Annotated in this window: 20 protein-coding genes and 2 pseudogenes; 13 read left to right on the forward strand and 9 right to left on the reverse strand. The window is 68.6% G+C overall.

Translation table 11 applies throughout. From position 1 onward, the window contains the following. Nucleotides 1–102 precede the first annotated feature (102 nt). From B7D75_RS21185 to B7D75_RS21210, 6 genes and pseudogenes are all read left to right on the forward strand, one after another. Nucleotides 103–537 carry a RidA family protein gene (locus B7D75_RS21185; protein WP_107114392.1) on the forward strand — a complete coding sequence of 145 codons (435 nt, stop codon included), beginning with the start codon at nucleotides 103–105 and terminating at the stop codon, nucleotides 535–537. Further along, on the forward strand, nucleotides 534–1,781 hold the full coding sequence (locus B7D75_RS21190; RefSeq protein ID WP_053817666.1) for an aminotransferase class V-fold PLP-dependent enzyme: 1,248 nt from the start codon (nucleotides 534–536) through the stop codon (nucleotides 1,779–1,781). Before B7D75_RS21185 ends, B7D75_RS21190 begins: the two co-directional genes overlap by 4 nt. A gap of 288 nt (nucleotides 1,782–2,069) precedes the next feature. Further along, on the forward strand, nucleotides 2,070–3,365 hold the full coding sequence (locus B7D75_RS21195) for a 3-keto-5-aminohexanoate cleavage protein (protein ID WP_107114393.1): 1,296 nt from the start codon (nucleotides 2,070–2,072) through the stop codon (nucleotides 3,363–3,365). Beyond that, complete coding sequence (locus tag B7D75_RS21200; RefSeq protein ID WP_012077002.1) at nucleotides 3,362–4,609, forward strand: MFS transporter; 1,248 nt, start codon at nucleotides 3,362–3,364, stop codon at nucleotides 4,607–4,609. The genes B7D75_RS21195 and B7D75_RS21200 overlap by 4 nt, the downstream gene beginning before the upstream one ends. Before the next feature lie 30 nt (nucleotides 4,610–4,639). Continuing rightward, on the forward strand, nucleotides 4,640–5,341 hold the full coding sequence (locus tag B7D75_RS21205; protein WP_107114394.1) for a haloacid dehalogenase type II: 702 nt from the start codon (nucleotides 4,640–4,642) through the stop codon (nucleotides 5,339–5,341). Between the two features lie 99 nt (nucleotides 5,342–5,440). Further along, nucleotides 5,441–5,725, forward strand: a pseudogene (locus B7D75_RS21210) (divalent metal cation transporter); the annotation flags it as partial. Between the two features lie 81 nt (nucleotides 5,726–5,806). On the opposite strand, the gene B7D75_RS21215 reads toward B7D75_RS21210, so the two are convergent. The 3 genes and pseudogenes from B7D75_RS21215 to B7D75_RS21225 all read right to left on the reverse strand — a co-directional run. Then, nucleotides 5,807–6,280 carry an SRPBCC family protein gene (locus B7D75_RS21215; RefSeq protein ID WP_058129091.1) on the reverse strand — a complete coding sequence of 158 codons (474 nt, stop codon included), beginning with the start codon at nucleotides 6,278–6,280 and terminating at the stop codon, nucleotides 5,807–5,809. Nucleotides 6,281–6,348: 68 nt separating this feature from the next. Then, on the reverse strand, nucleotides 6,349–7,116 hold the full coding sequence (ampDh3, locus tag B7D75_RS21220; RefSeq protein ID WP_034081384.1) for an N-acetylmuramoyl-L-alanine amidase AmpDh3: 768 nt from the start codon (nucleotides 7,114–7,116) through the stop codon (nucleotides 6,349–6,351). 637 nt (nucleotides 7,117–7,753) lie between these two features. Then, nucleotides 7,754–8,119, reverse strand: a pseudogene (locus B7D75_RS21225) (DoxX family protein); the annotation flags it as partial. Between the two features lie 562 nt (nucleotides 8,120–8,681). Here B7D75_RS21225 and B7D75_RS21230 point away from each other — a divergent pair. Continuing rightward, nucleotides 8,682–8,909, forward strand: coding sequence for a hypothetical protein (locus B7D75_RS21230; protein WP_003085644.1), 228 nt, complete (start codon nucleotides 8,682–8,684; stop codon nucleotides 8,907–8,909). 208 nt (nucleotides 8,910–9,117) lie between these two features. On the opposite strand, the gene B7D75_RS21235 is transcribed toward B7D75_RS21230, so the two are convergent. The 5 genes from B7D75_RS21235 to B7D75_RS21255 all read right to left on the reverse strand — a co-directional run bounded on the left by B7D75_RS21235 (nucleotide 9,118) and on the right by B7D75_RS21255 (nucleotide 12,633). Continuing rightward, nucleotides 9,118–9,939 carry an aldo/keto reductase gene (locus B7D75_RS21235; RefSeq protein ID WP_003149735.1) on the reverse strand — a complete coding sequence of 274 codons (822 nt, stop codon included), beginning with the start codon at nucleotides 9,937–9,939 and terminating at the stop codon, nucleotides 9,118–9,120. A gap of 31 nt (nucleotides 9,940–9,970) precedes the next feature. Beyond that, on the reverse strand, nucleotides 9,971–10,411 hold the full coding sequence (locus B7D75_RS21240; RefSeq protein ID WP_107114395.1) for a VOC family protein: 441 nt from the start codon (nucleotides 10,409–10,411) through the stop codon (nucleotides 9,971–9,973). Between the two features lie 85 nt (nucleotides 10,412–10,496). After that, a complete protein-coding gene (locus B7D75_RS21245; RefSeq protein ID WP_107114396.1) occupies nucleotides 10,497–10,820 on the reverse strand; it encodes a DUF3325 domain-containing protein in 324 nt (107 codons plus the stop codon). After that, nucleotides 10,820–12,340: a PepSY-associated TM helix domain-containing protein gene (locus B7D75_RS21250; protein WP_107114397.1), complete on the reverse strand. Its 1,521-nt coding sequence runs from the start codon at nucleotides 12,338–12,340 to the stop codon at nucleotides 10,820–10,822. Before B7D75_RS21250 ends, B7D75_RS21245 begins: the two co-directional genes overlap by 1 nt. After that, on the reverse strand, nucleotides 12,337–12,633 hold the full coding sequence (locus tag B7D75_RS21255; RefSeq protein ID WP_012077011.1) for a DUF3649 domain-containing protein: 297 nt from the start codon (nucleotides 12,631–12,633) through the stop codon (nucleotides 12,337–12,339). Before B7D75_RS21255 ends, B7D75_RS21250 begins: the two co-directional genes overlap by 4 nt. A gap of 669 nt (nucleotides 12,634–13,302) precedes the next feature. On the opposite strand from B7D75_RS21255, the gene B7D75_RS21260 reads away from it, so the two are divergent. Next, a complete protein-coding gene (locus B7D75_RS21260) occupies nucleotides 13,303–15,294 on the forward strand; it encodes a DEAD/DEAH box helicase (RefSeq protein WP_079381711.1) in 1,992 nt (663 codons plus the stop codon). A gap of 9 nt (nucleotides 15,295–15,303) precedes the next feature. On the opposite strand, the gene B7D75_RS21265 is transcribed toward B7D75_RS21260, so the two are convergent. Then, nucleotides 15,304–15,954, reverse strand: a complete 651-nt coding sequence (locus B7D75_RS21265; protein WP_107114398.1) for a class I SAM-dependent methyltransferase — start codon at nucleotides 15,952–15,954, stop codon at nucleotides 15,304–15,306. 116 nt (nucleotides 15,955–16,070) lie between these two features. Here B7D75_RS21265 and B7D75_RS21270 point away from each other — a divergent pair, with 116 nt between their 5' ends. The 5 genes from B7D75_RS21270 (at nucleotide 16,071) to prpF (ending at nucleotide 22,966) form a co-directional block, all read left to right on the forward strand. Next, nucleotides 16,071–16,793, forward strand: coding sequence for a GntR family transcriptional regulator (locus B7D75_RS21270; protein WP_012077013.1), 723 nt, complete (start codon nucleotides 16,071–16,073; stop codon nucleotides 16,791–16,793). Between the two features lie 10 nt (nucleotides 16,794–16,803). Then, nucleotides 16,804–17,700 (forward strand): methylisocitrate lyase, encoded by an 897-nt coding sequence (gene prpB / locus B7D75_RS21275; protein ID WP_003103044.1) that lies wholly within the window; start codon nucleotides 16,804–16,806, stop codon nucleotides 17,698–17,700. A 92-nt stretch (nucleotides 17,701–17,792) separates the two neighbouring features. After that, nucleotides 17,793–18,920 (forward strand): bifunctional 2-methylcitrate synthase/citrate synthase, encoded by a 1,128-nt coding sequence (gene prpC / locus B7D75_RS21280; protein WP_012077014.1) that lies wholly within the window; start codon nucleotides 17,793–17,795, stop codon nucleotides 18,918–18,920. A 133-nt stretch (nucleotides 18,921–19,053) separates the two neighbouring features. Next, nucleotides 19,054–21,660, forward strand: coding sequence for a Fe/S-dependent 2-methylisocitrate dehydratase AcnD (gene acnD / locus B7D75_RS21285; protein ID WP_107114399.1), 2,607 nt, complete (start codon nucleotides 19,054–19,056; stop codon nucleotides 21,658–21,660). Between the two features lie 118 nt (nucleotides 21,661–21,778). Next, on the forward strand, nucleotides 21,779–22,966 hold the full coding sequence (gene prpF, locus B7D75_RS21290; RefSeq protein WP_107114400.1) for a 2-methylaconitate cis-trans isomerase PrpF: 1,188 nt from the start codon (nucleotides 21,779–21,781) through the stop codon (nucleotides 22,964–22,966). Nucleotides 22,967–23,055 lie beyond the last annotated feature (89 nt).

The following is a 23,055-nucleotide window of genomic DNA, read 5'->3' on the forward strand; positions in this document are numbered from 1 at the left end:
AACAGACCGGGAAAACCGGCCCACAGTAGTGAGGTCGCGCTTTTCCAGCCATCGACCCGCCCGTGCATCGTGGCCGGGCGGGTCCGCCACGAGGACAGGACCATGCAGACATCCCCCGCTCCGGCCATCGTCGCCGGCGGCGCCTACCAGCCGGTGGTGCTCCACGCCGGCATCGCCTACGTCAGCGGCCAGTTGCCGCGCCAGCACGGCGAGCTGCGCTGGACCGGCAAGGTCGGCGCCGGGCTCGACCTGGAACAGGCCCGCCAGGCCGCCCGGTTCTGCGCGGCGCGCTGCCTGCAGGCGCTGGAGGAGGCGCTGGGCGGCCTGCAACGGGTCGAGCGGCTGCTCAAGGTGACCGGCTACGTCGCCAGCGCGGCGGGTTTCGTCCAGCAGCCGGCGGTGATCGATGCCGCCAGCGAATATTTCGACGAGGTGCTCGGCGCGCGCGGCGGCCACGCCCGCGCCGCCGTCGGCGTGGCCGAGCTGCCGCGCGGCGCCGCGGTGGAGGTGGAACTGATCGCGGCGGTGCGGCCATGAGCGCGCTCTTCCCCGCCGCCCCCGACGCCTTCGGTGCCGACGAACTGCTGCGCCTGCGGCGCGAGACCCCGGCCTGGGGCAGCTACGCGCACTTCGCCCATGGCTCCGCCAGCCTGCCGCCGCAGGTGCTCTACGACGCCCTCGACCGCTGGCTGGAAGCCGAGCGGCGCTGGGGCGTACAGCGCGCCGCCGAGCATTTCGCCGAGCCCTTGCAGGCGGTCCGCGACAGCGTCGCGCGGGTGCTCGGCACCCAGCCACGGCACATCGCCCTGCTCGACTGCGCCAGCCGCGCCTGGTCGGTGGCCTTCGCCGCGGCCCTGGCCGCCCATCCACGGATACGGGCGATCAGCAGCTTCGACGAATACGGTTCCAACAGCCTGTGCCTGCTCGCCGCGCGCCAGCAGCGCGGGCTGGAGCTGCGCCTGATCGATGCGCGCGGCGACGCCGCACAGCTGTTGCAGCGGCTCGACGAGCAGTTGCACGACCTCGCCCCCGGCCAGACGCCGCTGCTGTCGCTCAGCGCGGTGCCCACCGGGCATGGCGCGGCTACCGTGCTGGAGGGCGTGGCCGAGCGCATCCGCGCCCATGACGGGCTGTTCTTCCTCGATGCCAGCCATGCGGTCGGCCAGTTGCCGCTGGCGGTGGAGGCGGTCGGCTGCGACGTGCTGGTGTTCCCGCCGCGCAAGTGGCTGCGCGGGCCGAAGGGACTCGGCGTGCTCTATCTCGGCGAACGTGCCCTGGAGCGCCTGGCCCTGCCCGACGGGCTGGACGTCGGCGGCGCGCAATGGAGTGACGCCTTCGCCCTGCAGGCACGGGATGACGCGCGGCGCTTCGAATGCTCGGAGTTCAACCCGGGGCTGCGCCTGGCGCTCAAGGCCAGTTGCGACTACCTGTTGCAGACCGACGTCCGGCGCATCGCCCGGCGCAACCGCCAGTTGCGCGAACGCATCGCCCAGCAGCTCTACCGCCGGCTCGGCTGGACGCCGCTGGAACAAGGGCCGCACGCCAGCGCGCTGATGACCTACGCGGCCCCCGAACTGAGCGGCGAACAATGGCTGAAGCGCCTCCACGCGCGCGGCGTGAACGCCTCCTACATCGGCCCGCAGTCTGCCCGCTGGGCGCTGCGCGAGCAGGCGCTGCCGGGGGTACTGCGCCTGACTCCGCACTACCTGACCGACGACGGCGAGATCGAGCGCCTCGGCGAGGCCCTGGAGGATTGCCTGCGACAGCGCGCCGCCAGTTGAGCGACCTTGCGCGAATGGCAACGTTGCGCCGCCGTGCCGGCGGTTGGCGCAACGCCGGGCGGTTTGCGCAAGGTCTTTGTGCCGGCGGCAACGAGCGTTGCCGAATGCGCCGCGCACGGCCGCCGCCATGCGGTTTAAATCCCTCTCGTAGAACAACGCATAACGATCCCGCCAGCGACATCTTTCACCTGCCTGAGACACCGACGACTTTCGACGCCCTGGGCAGCCTTTCGGTCCGCCGCGGACCGCTCCGCCCTCAATGGAATGATGAATGGAGGAAAGACGACCATGACCGGATCCCGGAAAACCCTGATTCTCGGATGCGCCTCCACCGGCGCCAAGTTCACCCCGCGCAACCACGCCGCCACCGGCGACCACCTGCTCGACAGCATCTGCACCGGCGCCACCATCCGCACCGCCCCCGGCGAACTGCTGGACGAAGCGCGCCAGCTCTACGAGATGGGTTGCCGCTACTACCACTATCACGCGCGTAACCCGCTGACCCAGGAACAGACCACCGACAACGACATCTACCAGGCGGTCAGCCGCGCCCTGCAGAACCGCTTCCCCGACCTGATGCTGAGCTTCGGCGCCAGCCGCAACGGCAGCGAGGTGCAGGAGAACATCCGCCGCTTCGGCGAGTGGGAGCGGGTCAGCCACTGCGCCATCCCGCTGCACCTGGGCGGTGCGCACTTCGTGACGATCCAGGCGGCCATCGAATTGCAGGTGATCTGCGAGTTGGAGAAGCAAAGGCGCAAGCTCGACCTCGACTATGCCTCGAGCCCGGCCTTCCTCGCCGACCTGCGCGACTACCAGCCGTCGACGGCGCTGGAAAAGGCCGAGTTGCAGACCCACTCCACCAGCAAGGGCGCCGACTACGGGATGACCTCGCCGATGACCCAGTTCCAGGTCTACCGCAACGCCATCCAGGCGCGCCAGAAGCTCGGCCTGTTCCACGAGGTGGAGTGGGTGCAGCACGTGCGCAGCTACGCCATGACCCGTTTCGCGGTGGAGCACCCGCGCCTGCGCCTGGGCGGTTCCGGCCAGTTGAACGTGATCCTGCTGTTCGGCTTCTCGCCACGCCTGCCGTTCCCGGAGACCTACCAGCAGTTCCGCGCGGTGATCGAAAGCGCCAAGAGCCTGGAGTACGACATCGGCGAACCCGGGGCGCGCAAGCGCAAGGTCAGCATCACGGTCGGCGCGGCGGTGATGCCGCAGCATGCCGCGCAGCACTTCCGGCTGCTCGACGTCGGCTCTCGCGCCGGCACCCCGCTCTGCGCGGTGCGCCGGCTGGCCGCCTATGCCGCGCAGGCGGACAGCCAGGTCGACGTGCTGCGGGTCGGCATGGAGGACACGCCCTACGCGGTGGACGATGACGGCCGGGTGACGCTCAGCGACAACTGCCGGTTGCTGCGCCAGGCTCTCGACGAACTGCGCGCCAACGGCGCCGAGGCCGAGCTCGACGGCGAACGGATCTTCCAGCGCATGGGCATGGAACGCACCCTCGGCGAATACCTGTCGCTGCAGCGCCTGCATCCGCTCGGCGAAGCCAACTTCACCCTCGCACGGGAGTTCGTCCAGTGACCGCCGCCCTCGCCGCGAGCCCGACCCAGCGCTACCGCTGGGTCATCCTGCTGATCGCCACCTTCGCCCAGGCCTGCGCCTGCTTCTTCGTCCAGGGCATCGGCGCGATCGCCGTGTTCATCCAGAACGACCTGCAACTCTCGTCGCTGCAGATCGGCCTGCTGGTGTCGGCAGCGCAGCTGGTGCCGATCGTCGGCCTGCTGGTGGCCGGCGAGTTGCTCGACCGCTACTCCGAGCGGCTGGTGGTCGGCCTCGGCACGCTGATCGTCGCGCTGGCCCTCTGCGCCTCGCTGTGGGCCACCGACTACCTGACCATCCTGCTGTTCCTGGTGGTCGTCGGCGCCGGCTACAGCACGGCGCAGCCGGGCGGCAGCAAGTCGGTGTCACGCTGGTTCGCCAAGACCCAGCTGGGCTTCGCCATGGGCATCCGCCAGGCCGGGCTGCCGCTGGGCGGCGCGCTGTCCGCCGCGCTGCTGCCGTACCTGGCGGGAATCTACGGCTGGCGCAGCGCATTCCTCGCCGGCGGCCTGGTAGCGTTCCTCGGCGCGCTGGCCTTCATGCTCTTCTACCGCACCCCGCCGGACGCCCCGGCGCCCGGCGCGAACCCCGCCGAACGCGACCTGGGCGCGGTGGTGAAGTCGCGGCTGGCGATGATCACCGACCCGGCGATGAAGAACATCGTCTGCTCCGGGGTGGCGCTGATCTCGGTGCAGTACGGCATCCTGGTGTTCACCGTGCTCTACCTGCACGAGACCCTGGAGATCGGCATCGGCATGGCCGCGACCCTGCTGTTCGTCGCCCAGGGCAGCGGCGTCGCCGGGCGCATCCTGCTGGCCGCCTGGAGCGACCGCTGCCGCGCCGGGCGCTACTTCCCGGTGATGGTCTGCCTCGGTGCGGTGGTCCTCGGCCTGCTGGCGCTGGTCCTGCTGCCCCTGCAATCGCCGTTGGGGATGGGCCTGGTAGTGGCCTGGCTGGGCTTCTTCGGCTTCGGCTGGTACGGTCCCTGGGTGGCCTATGTGGCGGATACCGCGCCGGTCGGCAAGACCGGCTTCGCCCTCGGCCTGGCGATGGCCATCAACCAGTTGGCGATCGTTCTCGCGCCGCCGGCGCTGGGGCTGCTCAAGGACTTCAGCCACAGCTTCGTCCCCGGCTGGCTGGCGCTCTGCCTGATGGCGGCGGTAGCCCTTGTGGTCACCGCCTGGAGCGGCCGCGGCCTGCCCACGGCGCTGCCACAGAAGCACTGAAGCGATGACGGCCACGGCCGAGGAGGCACGATGCGCGCGATCCTGTTCGATGTGTTCGGTACCCTGGTGGACTGGCGTTCCAGCCTGATCGAGCAGTTCCAGGCGTTGGAGCGCGAACTCGGCGGAACCCTGCCCTGCGTGGAATTGACCGACCGCTGGCGCCAGCAATACAAGCCGGCGATGGACCGGGTACGCAACGGCCAGGCGCCCTGGCAGCACCTCGACCAGTTGCACCGGCAGAGTCTCGAGGCCCTGGCCGGAGAGTTCGGCCTGGCGCTGGACGAGGCCCTGCTGCAGCGCATCACCGGCTTCTGGCACCGCCTGCGGCCGTGGCCGGACACGCTCGCCGGGATGCATGCGCTGAAGGCCGACTACTGGCTCGCCGCGCTGAGCAACGGCAACACCGCGCTGATGCTCGACGTCGCGCGGCACGCCGGGCTGCCCTGGGACATGCTGCTGTGCGCCGACCTGTTCGGCCACTACAAGCCCGACCCGCAGGTCTACCTCGGCGCCTGCCGCCTGCTCGACCTGCCGCCGCAGGAGGTGATGCTCTGCGCGGCGCACAACTACGACCTCAAGGCCGCGCGCGCCCTCGGCCTGAAGACCGCGTTCATCGCCCGGCCGCTGGAATACGGCCCCGGCCAGACCCAGAACCTCGCCGCCGAGCAGGACTGGGACCTGGTCGCCAGCGACCTGCCGGACCTGCACCGGCAACTGGCCGCCTCGGCCTGACCGACTTCCTGCCCCTGAACCGCTCGCCTACCCGCGTGCCACGGCGCGCCGGGAAAGGCGCGCGAGCAGCGCCGGCACGCGTCCGGCAGGAGCTTAGTCATGTCCGCGAAGGATACCCCGGCCTCCCAGGCCGCCGAGCCCGGGCGCGCCCAGCCGGTCGAAGTCCCCGGCGGCGGTCACTGGTGGCGCCGCCTGCTGGCCTTCGCCGGCCCCGGCTACCTGGTCGCGGTGGGCTACATGGACCCGGGCAACTGGGCCACCGATGTCGCCGGCGGCGCACGGCTGGGCTATCTGCCGCTCCCGGTGATCCTGCTCTCCAGCCTGATGGCGATGCTGCTGCAGGCGCTGTCCGCACGGCTGGGCATAGCCAGCGGCCTGGACCTACGACTGCTGGCCGACTTCGCGTTCGGCTGAGCATTGCCCGACGGCACGCTGCATGGTGCGGGACGCGCACTCAGGCGATGCTCAGCCATCGAGACCGCGGGGAAAGCGGTCGGCCACCAGGTTCAGGGCGATGCCGTGCTCCAGGCAGGCCTTGAGCCCGGCCAGCACCAGGGTGAAACCTTCGGTGGCGTCTACCACCCGCGGGATGACCTCTTCCGGGGTGCCGACGAAACCGCTGTTGCGGATACTGACGAAGGTCCCGGCGCCGGGCAGTTCCTCGAACAGCCACTCCACCAGGGAAGGGTTGCTGTCGCCATTCGGCCATTCGATGAGGATGCGACGGTTCGTTTGCAGGTCCTTCACTTCGATTTCCTGGGAAACCCCGTACATGTCCCAATGCCAGCGCAACCGTTTCCCGGCTTCGAGGCGGGCATCGCCGCGGCTGAACCAGAACCTGGCGGTGATGGCCGGATCGACGAAGGCTTCGAAGACCTCGGCGATGGGGCGGCGGATCAGCATCTCCGCCTTGGCGACGACCTGTGCGGCAGCAGTCATGGCAAGTCCTCCATGGGGTTAGGCAAGGGAGCGGCCGCCGCATCGGGCGGCCGCTCGCTGTTAGTGGCTCAGGCCGGGTATTTCTCGTTCAGAGCGTAGAGGATCGCCGCCGTCTCCACATCCAGCGCGCCGTCGTGGTTCTCCGGGCGGAAATGCATCTGGAAGGCGCGCAGCAGGCTGGCGAAGTAGGCGTCGTCGATCGTCGCCGGCAGCGCATAGCCGTAGCGACGGAATGCCTCCAGCAGCTCGGCGCGCGGCGGCAGGCCGTCGCGCTCGAAGCCTTCGCGATAGCGATCGCGGCTGGCGTCGTCGTACCAGGCGCCGATGCCGGCCGCGTAGAGCTCCTTCCAGGGCAGCTTAGGACCCGGGTCGGACTTGCGCCCGACGGCGATGTCGGAGTGGCCGACCACATTCTTCGGCGTCATGTCCGGATAGCGTTGCAGGATGTTCTTCGCCAGTTGCTTGAGAGCGCCGATCTGCGAGCGCTCGTAGTCGGGGAAGGTGAACACGCCGTCGTCGTCGCGGGCGAGGTTGACGATCTCGATGCCGATCGAGGTGTCGTTGAGGTTGTCGCGCCCGGCCCAGCCGCTGACACCGGCGTGCCAGGCGCGGTCCTCCTCGGCGACCAGGTTGAAGATGCGCTGGCCCTTGAAACCGGCGGCCTTGTAGCTGGCGTCGCGCGGCGCCGGGATCAGGTAGTGGGCGCTGGCGGCGCCGGTGGTCAAGGCCTCGACCGAGGCGGCGAAGTCGAGCGCGGTGTAGTGCAGCACCAGGAAGCGCACACGTTTGCCGTAGGGAGTGGTGGTGCGATAGCTGTTGTAGTCGATGGTCAGCATGGTTTTCACCTTTTTTGCGGATGATGGAAAGCCCCCGGCCACAGGCTCGCCTGTAGCCAGGGACGTCGATGCAGCGATGAGGTTCAGGGCCCGGCCGGGGAAACGCGGGCCCCGGGTAGACCGGAAGGAAGAAGACCGGGCATAAAAAAGCCCGGCACGCGGCCGGGCAAAAGGGATACACCAAAGGCAAGCCCAGCGAACTGGGGGTACGGGGGCTCACCGAGGCGACTGAACGATGGCGTTATGACAGCAGTCGGCACAACCGAACTTTAAGTTGGCCGGATGCCGTGCGGGTGCACGCCAGAGCCTTCCGCGCCGGTCGCCGCCACGCCGCGTCCGGTAACACGGCGGGCGAAAACGACGAAGCCCGGCGCTGGGGCCGGGCTTCGAGGGCGACCACGGGAAACGTGATCATGGGAAAAAGCTACCGCGGGCGTCCCGCCGCTGGCAAGGCCGTTCGTCCGCTGGACGCTCTACTTTGCACTTCTTCACAAAGACCACAAATACCCATACAGACCCTGGACGAAGCGACTACTACTCTACACACGCCAGGTGCGATTGCTCCTCTATTCCCTGGCATTTCCCGCCACTGCCCCCGCACAGTGGCTTTTTTTTGCCCGCTCGCCGGGCCTTCCGGCGCCAGCACCAGCGCCAGGATGCAGCCAAGCAGGAACACCTGCAGCAACAGCCGCGCGCCCAGCGCCTGGGGCGGGAAAGCCGGGAACGACTCCGGGTGCTGCCACATGTGGAGGTTCGCCGGGGTCACGCAGAGGGTCAGGAGGAACAACCCGCAGGCCGCCGTGCGCCGCCGGCCCGGCAGCAACAGGACGAAGGCGCCGAGCAGTTCGAACATCCCGCTGGCATACACCGCCGCCAGCGGCCAGGGAATATAGGGCGGGACGATGCCGACGAAGAAATCGGTGAAGACGAAGTGGCCGAGCCCGCCCAGCAGGAACCAGGCGAAGACGAAGGCCAGCAGCAGCGTACGGACGGTCGACGGCATGGATGAACCTCGGCGCGAGGATGGCAGGCACCGGCATCCTGCCACGCGCCAGCGGCGGCGCGCCCATAACCTTTGCCCGGTTGGCGGCCACCCTGAAACAAATGCTCAAACATTCCCGACCCCGGGACGACATCTGCTCAAAAAATATCCTGGCCTTTCCCGGCCGAAAGACATACAATCCGGGACTGCGTACCAAACTGAAAGTCAATCAGGCTTTACCCCACGACCGGGCCCACAGATGAAAAGGGCTCTACCATCAGGGTTACAGCCTTCCGATGGTTCTTCGGTCGCCACTCTTCTGAAGCAATCCCCTGCCACGCAGGGCCGATGGGAAGACCGGCGTCCCGCAATACCACCCGCAGATTGATCAGGATCCTGGCCAGGAAACTTTTCCGTCAGTCCATCCTCTGATTAGTACCTGAACTGCCAGCTTGCTCTTTTCGAAAAAAGCCGGCATAACCAGTACGTTCCCCCGACACAAAGCTTTCTTGGCACTGTCACGGAGCGGGAACATTTGCAATATACGCTGACCTACAAGCGTGAAAGTAAAGGAAATAAGAACATGTCCATTCAACATCGTACTCAGGATGCAATTCGCACCCTAACCGCCGCATTTGCGCCGTTCGACTGCCTGATCCAGGCAACTCGTAAAGGAAACTTCAGTTTCACCATCGTTGACCAGCATGGCGTGGCCTGTCACAGCGAGCGCCTGTATCCGGAGCAATACGACGACTCCGGCAAAATGGAAGAAGTGATCAATCGAGTTCGCAAGAAGACACTGGCTGCCTGAATCATGCAAGCATCAGCGCGAATGCAAGAGAAAAGCCCCGTCCCCGACGGGGCTTTTTTGTAGGTGGCGAAGAAAGCAGACTATTCCCAAGAAAAATCCTACATAAGAAATAAATATTTACTTATTCCTTTTTAAATAATTCCCGGACAACTTCGTCATGTTCAAACGGCCCGCGGGAAAACCGCCGGCCGCCTGCTCTCTCTTCCCCTCAGACGATCGCCAGGTGCCGCTTGCGGGACGGTGGCGGGAAGGCCCGGTCGAGCGCCCGCAGGTCCTCGGCGGACAACTCCAGGCCGGCCGCCGCGGCGTTCTGCCGGATGTGCGCGGAGGTCACCGCCTTCGGAATCGCGATCACCCCCTGCTCCAGCAGCCAGGCCAGCGCCACCTGGGCGCTGCTGGCCTCATGCCGCGCGGCGATCTCGCCGAGCGCCGGATGCTGCAGCAACTTGCCGCCCTGCCCCACCGGACAGTAGGCCATCACCGGCATGCCGCGCTCCCGGCACCAGGGCAGCAGGTCGTACTCGATGCCGCGCTCCTCCAGGTTGTACATCACCTGGTTGGCGGCGCAGTCGCTGCCCTCCAGTTCGTGCAGGTCGCCCAGGTCGAAGTTGGACACGCCCCAGCGCTGGATCTTGCCTTCCTCGCGCAGGCGCTCGAAGGCCTCGACGGTTTCCTCCAGCGGATACTGGCCCTGCCAGTGCAGCAGGTAGAGGTCGATGCTGTCGCAGCCTAGCCGTCGCAGGCTGCGCTCGCAGGCCGCCGGCAGGCCCTTGCGGCTGGCGTTATGCGGGTAGACCTTGCTGACCAGGAAGACCTCCTCGCGACGCCCGGCGATGGCCGCGCCGACCACCTCCTCGGCACCGCCCTCGGCGTACATCTCGGCGGTATCGATCAGCGTCATTCCCAGCTCGATGCCTTCGCGCAGCGCCGCGACCTCGCGCTTGCGTTCGCTGGGATATTCGCCAAGGTGCCAGGTGCCCTGGCCGATGGCGGCGACCTCGCGGCCGCCGATCAGCGTCAGCGTTTTCATGCAGCGTCTCCTGTGGTGAATGGACGGGGCCTCATGCCCAGGGATCATAGCTGCCGAAGCTCCAGACGTGGCCCTCCGGGTCGCGGCAGGTGAAGCCACGGCCGCCGTAGTCCTCGTCCGCGATGTCGATGACGATCTCGGCGCCGGCGGCCTGGGCGGCGCGGAACAGCGCGTCGGGATCGGCCACCACCAGGTAGAGGCTCTGGGTATTGCCGCCGGCTTCGTCGACGTGGCGCATCAAGCGGCCATAGGCGTTGTCGCGCACGCTGGAGCCGAGCATGAGCATGCCGTTGGCGCCGCTCGGGCTGGCATAGGTCAGCTCGGCATGGAGTATCCGTCCATCCTCGCCGGCGACCACCCGCTTGCGCTGGAAGCCGAAGGTCCGGCACAGCCAGTCGATGGCGGCCGGGGCGTCGCGGTAGCGCAGGCAGGGAATGACGCTGGCGACGGTGTTGCTGGCGGGCGTGTGCATGGCGCATACCTCCGGGGGAAAGCACGACCACCAGCATAGACGCTGGACCGGACCGCCCCCGAGGCACGGATGGGCGGCGCGCCCTTCAGCGCAGCAGCGCCAGCACCCCGCCGAGCAACGGCACTCCGGCGGCGCAAGGCAACGCCCAGCGTGGCCGCCAGGCGAGCAGCAGGACCAGCGTGCCGGCCGCCAGCATCGACAGGCAGGCCCAGAAGACGATGCCGATATCCACGCCCTGGCGATGGATCGAGAAAGCCAGCGCCAGGCCCAGGTCGAGCGCCGCCACGCCGCGTAGCAGAAGCACCCGGGAAGCCGGCGGCTCGTGGCCGAGGAGGTTCCTGTGGTGGCGGTTCATGGCCAGGCAGAGGGCGGTGAAGGCCAGCAGGTTGAGGCCGAAGACCAGCAGCATCAGGCCACCTCCCGGGCGTCCAGGCGGCGCCGCGCGGGCTTCGCCGCCAGCTGCGGACGTCGCCAGCCGAGCCAGGCGCAGAGCAGGCCGATCCCGAGCAGGCTGAGGTCGACCCCGGCAAGCACCCAGTCGCCGCGCTGCAGGCTGGCCAGCAGGTTGCCTTCCGGGCTGCGCAGCAGGCCGAGCAACGGCAGGCCCAGCGCCAGCACGGCGGCGAGGCGCAGTTGCGTGCGACCGAGGGTCCCGCTGTTGCGGCGGACGATGGCCCACAGCGCGACCAGGAGCCAGCTGGCGCAGAACACGCGAACTTCCCAGGCGTCGCGGCCGGCCAGTTGCGTCGGCAGCAGGCGGTTGCCCCACAGCAGCGCCAGGCTGGCCAGCGGCAGGCCGCCGCAGACCGCCAGGTTCAACCTGCGCACCAGGCCGATGCCGCGGCCGCCGCGTGCCTCGCGCTTGGCCAGCCAGACCTGCAGCCCACCGAAGATCATCATCGCCCCGGAAAGCCCGAGCAGCAGGTACATCCAGCGCACCAGCTGGCCGCCCCACTGGATCATGTGCAGGCCGGTCAGCCAGCCGTAGGTGGCGTAGCCGGGCGCGTAGGACGGCTGGGCGTGCAGCAGTTCACCGCTGGAGGCGTCGAAGCTGACCGTGCGCTGGTCGTCGAGGATGCGCGAGGCATCGCGGCGGCGGATATCCACGGTGGCCGCCGCGTCGTAGGGATGGTGCACGCTGATCCAGCCCGGCGCGCCGCCGTCGCCCCAGACCTTGCCGGCCTCGACGATCAGGCCGTCGATGGACGCCGGCGGCCCCGCCGGGCGGCCGACTTCCTCGCGTTCGTAGGAGCCCTGTACTTCCTGGAAGAACCGTTCGCCGTCGTTCTGGTAGACCACCTGCAGGCCCGCCTGCATGTAGTAGACGATGAAGATCACCAGGCCGGTATAGGCGATCATCAGGTGGAACGGCAGGCCGACCACCCCCAGCACGTTGTGCGCGTCGAGCCAGGCGCGCTGCCGCCCCGCCTGCGGACGCAGGGTGAAGAAATCCTTGAAGATCCGCCGATGGACGATGGTCCCGCTGACCAGCGCCACCAGCATCAGCATCCCGGCGATGCCGACGATATAGAGACCGACCATGCCGGCGTGCAGGTCGTAGTGCAGGGTGAAGAAGAACTCGCCGCCGACCGTCTTCGGCAGCGGCTGGCCGCTCGCCGCGTCGAGCTGGAAGACCTGGAACTCGCCGCCGTCGCGCGGCTCCCAGCCGGCGTTCCAGTAAGGCGCGCGCTCGCTCGGCGGAAGCATCCACCAGGCATGGGCGTCAGGGGCACGCTGGCGCAGCCAGTCGCGCACCTGGTCGGCGCCCAGCGACTGTGCGCCGGGCTGGTGCAGCTCCGGCTGCATCCAGCGGGTCAGTTCCTTGTCGAAACTGGCCAGGCTGCCGGCGAAGACGATGACGAACAGCAGCCAGCTGACCAGCAGCCCCGACCAGGTGTGCAGGCCGGACATCGATTGACGCAGGCTCATGCGCGCGCTCCGTAGTCGAGGCCGAGCCAGGCCAGGCCGCCGAGGGCCAGGCTGGCCAGCGCCAGCACCCAGCAGGCGCGCCAGGCGCTGCGCGCGGCGAAGGCATAGACGATGGCCGCGACCCACACGGCGAAGCAGCCGAGGCTGCCGAACGAGACACGGTCGGGACGCGGCAGCGGCAGGTAGATGCTCAGGCAGGCGGTGGCCGCGTAGGCCAGCGCATAGCCAAGCAGGATCGCGGCGAGGATACGGCCGCTGACGGAAAGTCCGCCGGCCGGGAGCGGGCGGGTCATGGGGTGGCGTCCCTCGGGAAAACGGGGCCTTGCATCGTCGCTACCTCTGTCTGGCTGGCACGGCGACGCCGCGCCCGCGCAAGGCGGGACGGTCATCGATCCGGAAGGTTTGCGACTGTATCTCAATTACGTTCGCATTTGTACTTGCTCCGGACGACCGCCAGGTCGCGTCCCGCCCGGGACTGGCGGGCGCGGCAGCATGCCGGTCATATCCGGACACACTTGTCCGGCACGGCCATCGACCGCGCCATACGTCCATCTCCGCTCTGCGCAAGCGCCTCGAGCTTGGTAATATCGGCTGTTTGCGGTTTCGGCTGGTTCCGCCGAAGGACATACCGGATGACTTCACCCTCCGCCCCAGACACCCAGCTCAGCCTGGCCATCGACCCGGCCCGGCCGTATGCGCGGCTGACCCTCGGCAGCCACGTCCACAGCGGCTACGACCTGCGCAGCGGACGCATGCAGAGCATTTCCCGGCACCGCGCGGCGCTGGCCTTCATCTATGCCGGCGAGGCGGTTTCCGGGCGTCCCGGCAGCGAGCCGCGGGAAGCCCGCCGGCGCATCGAACGGCGCCCGGCGCACGAGCAGGAATATCGCGAGACCCTGCGTCGCCTCGGCTTCAAGCCGGCGACCCGGCGCAGCGACGCGCTCGAGGAAAGCGCCGGCGAGATGTTCGAACTGCCCGGCGACAACGCCTGGCTGCACTTCATGCAGGAAGACCTGCCGCGCCTGCGCCAGCAGGGCTGGTTCATCGACATCCGCGCCGACTTCGCCTACGACCTGACGCCCATCGACGCCTGGTACGCCGAGGTCGAGGAAGCCGACGACCGCCAGTGGTTCGAGCTGGAGCTGGGCATCCAGGTCGCCGGCCAGCGGGTCAGCCTGCTGCCGGCGCTGACCGAGCTGATCCGCCGCAGCCCGGCCCTGCTCGACCCGCGCGCCCTCGCCCGGCACGCCGACGAAGAGCAACTGGTGCTGCGTCTGGAGCTCAACCCGCCGCTGCGCGTGGCGCTGCCCTTCGGCCGTCTGAAACCGGTGCTGGCGGCGCTTTCCGACTTCTACCTGGGCGACCCCGAGCCGCAGCGCAAGCTGCGTCTGGGCGCTCCGGACGCGGCGCGCCTGGCCGACCTCGACGAACTGCCGCTGGCCTGGGAGGGCGGCGACAACCTGCGCGACTTCGCCCGCCGCCTGCGCAACTTCCAGGCCCGCCCGGCGACCCCGCCGCAAGGCCTGCGCGCGGAACTGCGGCCCTACCAGCTCGAAGGCCTGAGCTGGATGCAGACCCTGCGCGAACTCGACAGCGGCGGCGTGCTGGCCGACGACATGGGCCTGGGCAAGACCCTGCAGTCGCTGGCCCACGTGCTCCTGGAAAAGCAGGCCGGGCGGCTCGACGCGCCGGCGCTGGTGGTGATGCCCACCAGCCTGATCCCCAACTGGCTGGACGAGGCCGGTCGCTTCGCTCCCGATCTGCGCGTGCTGGCCCTGCACGGCGCCGGCCGGCGCCGCGATTTCGCCCGCATCGACGAGCACGACCTGGTGCTGACCACCTACGCCCTGCTGCCGCGCGACGCCGCCGAGCTGGGCAAGCGGCGCTTCCACCTGCTGATCCTCGACGAGGCGCAGAACATCAAGAACGCCACCACCAAGGCCGCCGTCGCCGCCCGCGAGCTGGCGGCGCGGCATCGCCTGTGCCTGACCGGCACGCCGCTGGAGAACCACCTCGGCGAGCTCTGGTCGCTGTTCCATTTCCTGATGCCCGGCTGGCTCGGCGACGCCCGCCAGTTCGCCCAGGACTACCGCACGCCGATCGAGAAGCACGGCGACGAGGCGCGCCTCAGCCACCTGGCCGCGCGCCTGCGGCCGTTCCTGCTGCGCCGGACCAAGGAACAGGTGGCCTCGGAGCTGCCGCCCAAGAGCGAGTTCACCCAGTTCGTCGAACTCAGCGAGGCGCAGCGCGAACTCTACGAGACCGTGCGCCTGGCGCTGGACCGCAAGGTCCGCGAGGAGATCGCCCGGCGCGGCCTGGCGCGCAGCCGCATCGTGATCCTCGAGGCGCTGCTCAAGCTGCGCCAGGTCTGCTGCGACACGCGCCTGCTGCAACGCCAGGAAGACAGCGCGCGCAGCGGCCGGGCGGCCAGCTCCGGCAAGCTGGCCTACCTGCTCGACATGCTCGACGAACTGATCGCCGAGGGCCGCCGGGTCCTGCTGTTCTCGCAGTTCACCTCGATGCTCGCGCTGGTCGAGGACGCCCTGCGCCAGCGCGGCGTCGACTATGTCCTGCTGACCGGCGAGACCCGCGACCGCCGCGCCCCGGTGCAGCGCTTCCAGAGCGGCCAGGTGCCGGTGTTCCTGATCAGCCTGAAGGCCGGCGGGGTCGGCCTCAACCTGACCGCGGCGGACACCGTGATCCACTACGATCCCTGGTGGAACCCCGCGGTGGAGAACCAAGCCAGCGACCGCGCCTACCGCATCGGCCAGGACAAGCCGGTGTTCGTCTACCGGCTGATCGCCCGCGGCACGGTGGAAGAGAAGATCCAGCACCTGCAGCAGGAAAAGGCCGCCCTCGCCGACGGCCTGTTCAGCGAAGGCAACGGCGACGGCTGGAAGCTCGACGAGGCCGATATCGACGCGCTGTTCGCGCCGCTGCCCAAGCCGCTCTGAGGCCGACGCTCAACGCGCCAGGCCACGGTAGACGTAGGTCAACGGGCGCGGCCCGGGCAGGTAGCCCTGTTCCAGCTCGTCGATGCTGAAGCCGGCTTCGCGCAGCAGCACCGGCATGTCGCGGTCCAGGTGGCAGCCGCCGGCCAGCGGTTTCCACCAGGGTGTCAGGCGCCGCTGCCAGGCCTGCACCGAGGCGTCCGGCGCGCGGCCGTGCTCGCAGAACAGCAGCTCGCCGCCCGTCTTCAGCACCCGGCGCATCTCGCCCAGCGCCGGCAGCGGCGCGGCGATGGAACAGAGGGTGAAGGTGCAGACGATGCTGTCGAAGCTTTCCGCCTCGGCGCGGATCTCGCCAAGCTCCAGGGCGAGCATCTGCACCGGGATGCCGATCCGCTCCGCGCGCTCGCGGGCCAGGCCCTGCATCTGCGCCGCCGGATCGACACCGACGATCGCCGACACCTTCGCCGCGTCGTAGAAGCCCAGGTTCAGCCCCGTGCCCAGGCCGATCTCCAGCACCCGGCCATGGGCGCGCGGCACCAGCAGCGAGCGCTGCTTCATCACGTCGCCCATGCCGCAGGCGAAATCGATCAGGCGCGGCAACACATAACGGTCATAGATACCCACGAACCTTCTCCTGGCAGCGGCGGCCGAACGGGAAAGCATAGCCCAACGCGGCATTAGACGATTGTCGACAATCAAGCGAAGAATGATTGACCCAGCCCAATCCAGGCGGTAGGTTTCGCACACATTGTCGACACATCGACACAGGCAGCCCAGGCATGACCCAGAACCCACCCTCCCTCGAAATTGCCCATGACGACGGCGAGACCCTCTCGGAACACGTCTTCCGCAAGATCCAGAGCGCCATCGTCAGCGGCGAGATCGCGCCGGGCAGCAAGATTTCCGAGCCGGAGCTGGCGCGCACCTACGGCATCAGCCGCGGGCCGCTGCGCGAGGCGATCCATCGCCTGGAAGGCCTGCGCCTGCTGGTGCGGGTGCCGCACGTCGGGGCGCGGGTGGTGTCGCTGAGCCATGCCGAACTGATCGAACTCTACGAGATCCGCGAGTCCCTGGAAGGCATGGCCTGCCGCCTGGCCGCCGAACGCATGAGCCAGGCCGAGATCGACGAGCTGCGCCGGGTGCTCGACACCCACGAGCGCGACGAGGCGTTCCAGGCCGGGCGCGGCTACTACCAGCAGGAAGGCGACTACGACTTCCACTACCGGATCATCCAGGGCAGCGGCAACGCCACCCTCAGCCGCATGCTCTGCGGCGAGCTCTACCAACTGGTGCGGATGTACCGCATCCAATACTCGACCACGCCGAACCGGCCGCGCCAGGCGTTCGCCGAACACCACCGCATTCTCGACGCCATCGCCGACCGTGACGGCGAACTGGCCGAGCTGCTGATGCGCCGCCACATCAGTGCGTCGCGCCGCAACATCGAGCGCCAGCTGGAAACCCAGCCGGCGAAGCTCGCCTCCGCTTCCTCCACCGTCTAAGAGGTCCGTGATGAGCCAGACGTCCCTTACCCCCGGCCAGCGCTTCCGCGAAGCCGTGGCCACCGAACACCCGCTACAGGTGGTCGGCACCATCAACGCCAACCACGCCCTGCTGGCCAAGCGCGCCGGCTTCAAGGCCATCTACCTGTCCGGCGGCGGCGTCGCCGCCGGTTCCCTGGGCCTGCCGGACCTGGGCATCAGCGGCCTCGACGACGTGCTCACCGACGTGCGCCGGATCACCGACGTCTGCGACCTGCCGCTGCTGGTGGATGTCGACACCGGCTTCGGCTCCTCGGCGTTCAACGTCGCCCGCACGGTGAAGTCGATGATCAAGTTCGGCGCCGCCGCGATGCATATCGAGGACCAGGTCGGCGCCAAGCGCTGCGGCCACCGGCCGAACAAGGAGATCGTCTCGCAGCAGGAGATGGTCGACCGCATCAAGGCCGCCGTCGATGCCCGCAGCGACGACTCCTTCGTGATCATGGCGCGCACCGACGCGCTGGCCGTGGAAGGCCTGCAGGCCGCCATCGATCGCGCCTGCGCCTGCGTCGAGGCCGGCGCCGACATGATCTTCCCGGAAGCCATGACCGAACTGGCCATGTACAAGGAATTCGCCGCCGCGGTGAAGGTGCCGGTGCTGGCCAACATCACCGAATTCGGCGCCACCCCGCTGTTCACCACCGACGAGCTGGCCTCCGCCGACGTGTCCCTGGTGCTCTACCCGCTGTCGGCCTTCCGCGCCATGAACAAGGCGGCGGAGAACGTCTACACCGCGATCCGTCGCGACGGCACCCAGAAGAACGTGATCGACACCATGCAGACCCGCATGGAGCTGTACGATCGCATCGACTACCACAGCTTCGAGCAGAAGCTCGATGCGCTCTTCGCGCAGAAGAAGAACGCCTGAGCATAGTGGTCGGCGTGCGCCTGAGCGCCGGCCCGCGAACCCCGTGAAACCGAGTTGCAGCATCCAGAAAAAATTCAAGAAAGGAGAGAGCAATGGCTGAAGCAAAAGTACTGAGTGGCGCCGGCCTGCGTGGCCAGGTGGCCGGCCAGACAGCCCTGTCCACCGTCGGCCAGGAAGGCGCCGGCCTGACCTACCGTGGCTACGACGTCCGCGACCTGGCGGCAGCGGCGATCTTCGAGGAAGTCGCCTACCTGCTGCTCTACGGCGAACTGCCGAACAAGCAGCAGCTCGACGCCTACCTGAAGAAGCTCCAGGGCCAGCGCGACCTGCCGCAGGCACTGAAGGAGGTCCTCGAACGGATTCCCAAGGACGCCCACCCGATGGATGTGATGCGCACCGGCGCCTCGGTCCTCGGCACCCTGGAACCGGAGCTGAGTTTCGACCAGCAGCGCGACGTCGCCGACCGCCTGCTCGCCGCCTTCCCGGCGATCATGACCTACTGGTACCGCTTCACCCACGAAGGCCAGCGCATCGACTGCAACAGCGACGAGCCGACCATCGGCGGACACTTCCTCGCCCTGCTGCACGGCAGGAAACCCAGCGAGCTGCACGTGAAGGTGATGAACGTCTCGCTGATCCTCTACGCCGAGCACGAGTTCAACGCATCCACCTTCACCGCGCGGGTCTGCGCCTCGACCCTGTCCGACCTGTACTCCTGCGTCACCGGCGCCATCGGCTCGCTGCGCGGCCCGCTGCACGGCGGTGCCAACGAGGCGGCGATGGAACTGATCGAGCGCTTCTCTTCGCCGCAGGAAGCCACCGCCGAGCTGCTGAAGATGCTCGAGCGCAAGGACAAGATCATGGGCTTCGGGCATGCGATCTACAAGGAATCCGACCCGCGCAACGAAGTGATCAAGGGCTGGTCGAAGCAGCTCGCCGACGAGGTCGGCGACAAGGTCCTGTTCGCGGTTTCCGAAGCCATCGACAAGACCATGTGGGAACAGAAGAAGCTGTTCCCCAACGCCGACTTCTACCATGCCTCGGCGTATCACTTCATGGGCATCCCGACCAAGCTGTTCACGCCGATCTTCGTCTGCTCGCGGACCAGCGGCTGGACCGCCCACGTCTTCGAACAGCGTGCCAACAACCGCATCATCCGCCCGAGCGCCGAGTACACCGGCGTCGAGCAGCGCGCGTTCGTGCCGCTGGAGCAACGCTGATCCACGCCGTCCGGCGCGCCGCCGACCGCGGGCGCGCCGGACGGTTGCCGCACCCAGAATTCGAAAGGCCGGCGTGGGCTGCGCCACGGCGCGAGCGACACGCTTCCGAACACCCCGTGATTGAGTCCGAGCCATGAACAGCGCACACCGCAAACCGCTCCCCGGCACCCGCCTGGACTACTTCGACGCCCGCGAGGCGGTCGAGGCGATCCAGCCCGGCGCCTACGCCAAGCTGCCCTATACCTCCCGCGTGCTCGCCGAGAACCTGGTGCGCCGCTGCGACCCGGCGACTCTGGAGGCTTCGCTGCGCCAACTGGTCGAGCGCAAGCGCGACCTCGACTTCCCCTGGTACCCGGCGCGGGTGGTCTGCCATGACATCCTCGGGCAGACCGCGCTGGTCGACCTCGCCGGCCTGCGCGACGCCATCGCCGACAAGGGCGGCGACCCGGCCCAGGTCAACCCGGTGGTGCCGGTGCAACTGATCGTCGACCACTCGCTGGCGGTGGAATGCGGCGGCTACGACCCCGAGGCCTTCGCCAAGAACCGCGCCATCGAGGACCGCCGCAACGAGGACCGCTTCCACTTCATCGACTGGACCAAGCAGGCCTTCCGCAACGTCGACGTGATCCCGCCGGGCAACGGCATCATGCACCAGATCAACCTGGAGAAGATGTCGCCGGTGATCCAGGCGCGCGACGGCGTGGCCTTCCCCGATACCTGCGTGGGTACCGACAGCCATACCCCGCACGTCGACGCCCTGGGCGTGATCGCCATCGGCGTCGGCGGCCTGGAGGCGGAGAACGTGATGCTCGGCCGCGCCTCCTGGATGCGCCTGCCGGACATCGTCGGCGTCGAGCTGAGCGGCCGTCGCCAGCCGGGCATCACCGCCACCGACGTGGTGCTGGCCCTGACCGAGTTCCTGCGCAAGCAGAAGGTGGTCGGCGCCTACCTGGAGTTCTACGGCGAAGGCGCCGCCAGCCTGACCCTCGGCGACCGCGCGACCATCTCCAACATGGCTCCGGAATACGGCGCCACCGCGGCGATGTTCGCCATCGACCAGCAGACCATCGACTACCTGCGCCTCACCGGTCGCGACGACGAGCAGGTCGCCCTGGTGGAGGCCTATGCGCGCACCGCCGGACTCTGGTCCGACAGCCTGGTAGACGCCGAGTACGAGCGGGTACTGAAGTTCGACCTGTCCAGCGTGGTGCGCAACATGGCCGGCCCGTCCAACCCGCACGCCCGGGTCGCCACCAGCGAACTGGCGGCGAAAGGCATCGCCGGCAACCTCGAGCGGGCCCGCGCCGAGGAAGCCGAGGGCCTGATGCCGGACGGCGCGGTGATCATCGCCGCGATCACCAGTTGCACCAACACCAGCAACCCGCGCAACGTGATCGCCGCCGGCCTGCTGGCGCGCAACGCCGACCGCCTCGGCCTGGTCCGCAAGCCATGGGTGAAGACCTCGCTGGCACCGGGCTCCAAGGTGGTCACCGAATACCTGCGCGAAGCCGGCCTGCTGCCGCACCTGGAAGCCCTCGGCTTCGGCGTGGTGGCCTACGCCTGCACGTCTTGCAACGGCATGTCCGGCGCCCTCGACCCGGCGATCCAGCGGGAGATCGTCGAACGCGACCTGTACGCCACCGCGGTGCTCTCCGGCAACCGCAACTTCGACGGGCGCATCCACCCCTACGCCAAGCAGGCCTTCCTCGCCTCGCCGCCGCTGGTGGTGGCCTACGCCATCGCCGGGACCATCCGCTTCGACATCGAGCGCGACGTGCTCGGCGTGGTGGACGGCAGGGAGATCCGCCTGAAGGACCTCTGGCCGAGCGACGAAGAGATCGACGCGGTGGTCAGGGCGGCGGTGAAGCCCGAGCAGTTCCGCCAGGTCTACATCCCGATGTTCGACATCACCCACGGCGAGCGCGAGAAGGTCGACCCGCTCTACGCCTGGCGCCCGACGAGCACCTACATCCGCCGCCCACCGTACTGGGAAGGCGCCCTCGCCGGCGAACGCACCCTGCGCGGCATGCGCCCGCTGGCGGTGCTGCCGGACAACATCACCACCGACCACCTGTCGCCGTCCAACGCGATCCTCGCCGACAGCGCGGCCGGCGAGTACCTGGCGAAAATGGGCCTGCCCGAAGAGGACTTCAACTCCTACGCCACCCACCGTGGCGACCACCTCACCGCGCAACGCGCGACCTTCGCCAACCCGAAGCTGTTCAACGAGATGGTGCGCGACGCCGACGGCAGCGTGAGGCAGGGCTCGCTGGCGCGGGTCGAGCCGGAAGGCAAGGTGATGCGCATGTGGGAAGCCATCGAGACCTACATGGAGCGCAAGCAGCCGCTGATCATCGTCGCCGGTGCCGACTACGGCCAGGGTTCTTCGCGCGACTGGGCGGCCAAGGGCGTGCGCCTGGCCGGGGTGGAGGCGATCGTCGCCGAGGGCTTCGAGCGCATCCACCGCACCAACCTGATCGGCATGGGCGTGCTGCCGCTGGAGTTCAAGCCGGGCACCACCCGCCTGACCCTGGGGATCGACGGCAGCGAGACCTTCGACGTGGTCGGCGCTCGCCGGCCGCGCGCCGACCTGACCCTGGTCATCCACCGGCGCGACGGCGAGCGGCTGGAAGTGCCGGTGACCTGCCGCCTGGACAGCGACGAGGAAGTCTCCATCTACGAAGCAGGCGGCGTACTGCAACGCTTCGCCCAGGACTTCCTGGAGGCGGCCGGCGCCTGATGGCGCCGGCGAAACACCCTGGTAGGACGGACGACGCGTAGCGTCAACCGCCGACGACCGGCAGCGGCTGCCAAAGGCAGCCGCTGCCCCTGAATTCGATTGCCGAGGACGACGACGCATGGCCCACCCACCCCAGATCCGCATCCCCGCCACCTACCTGCGCGGCGGCACCAGCAAGGGCGTGTTCTTCCGCCTGGAAGACCTGCCGGAATCCTGCCGGGTCCCCGGCGAGGCGCGCGACCGGCTGTTCATGCGGGTGATCGGCAGTCCCGACCCCTATGCCGCGCACATCGACGGGATGGGCGGCGCCACCTCCAGCACCAGCAAGTGCGTGATCCTCTCGAAGAGCAGCCAGCCGGGCCATGACGTCGACTACCTCTACGGCCAGGTCTCCATCGACAAGCCCTTCGTCGACTGGAGCGGCAACTGCGGCAACCTCTCCACCGGGGCCGGCGCCTTCGCCCTGCACGCCGGGCTGGTGGATCCGGCGCGGATACCGGAAGACGGCATCTGCGAGGTGCGCATCTGGCAGGCCAATATCGGCAAGACCATCATCGCCCACGTGCCGGTGAGCGGCGGCCAGGTCCGGGAAACCGGCGACTTCGAGCTGGACGGAGTGACCTTCCCGGCGGCCGAGATCGTGCTGGAGTTCCTCGACCCGTCCGACGACGGCGAGGACGGCGGTGCCATGTTCCCCACCGGCAACCTGGTGGACGACCTGGAGGTGCCGGGGATCGGCACCTTCCAGGCGACCATGATCAACGCCGGGATTCCCACGGTGTTCGTCAATGCCGAGGACATCGGCTACCGCGGCACCGAGCTGCGCGAAGAGATCAACGGCGACCCGCAGCAACTGGCGCGCTTCGAACGGATCCGCGTCGCCGGCGCCCTGCGCATGGGGCTGATCAAGACCCCCGAGGAAGCCGCGACCCGCCAGCACACGCCGAAGATCGCCTTCGTCGCCCCGCCCCGCGACTACCGCACCGCCAGCGGCAAGCTGGTGGCGGCCGGGGATATCGACCTGCTGGTCCGCGCGCTGTCCATGGGCAAGCTGCACCACGCGATGATGGGTACCGCGGCGGTGGCCATCGGCACCGCCGCAGCCATTCCCGGCACCCTGGTGAACCTCGCCGCCGGCGGCGGCGAACGCAGTGCGGTGCGTTTCGGCCATCCCTCCGGCACCCTGCGAGTGGGCGCCGAGGCCAGCCAGGCGAACGGCGAATGGACGGTGACCAAGGCGATCATGAGCCGCAGCGCGCGAATCCTCATGGAAGGCTGGGTTCGCGTACCCGGCAACGCCTTCTGAACCGACCTATCCTTGCCCCGGCCTTCCGCCACCGCGAAAGGCCGGGGCGTCTTGCAGCCACGACAAGAAAAACCATCCCCGAACCAGCC

The sequence above is a fragment of the Pseudomonas paraeruginosa genome, from assembly GCF_003025345.2.
In the GTDB taxonomy this organism is placed as follows: domain Bacteria; phylum Pseudomonadota; class Gammaproteobacteria; order Pseudomonadales; family Pseudomonadaceae; genus Pseudomonas; species Pseudomonas paraeruginosa.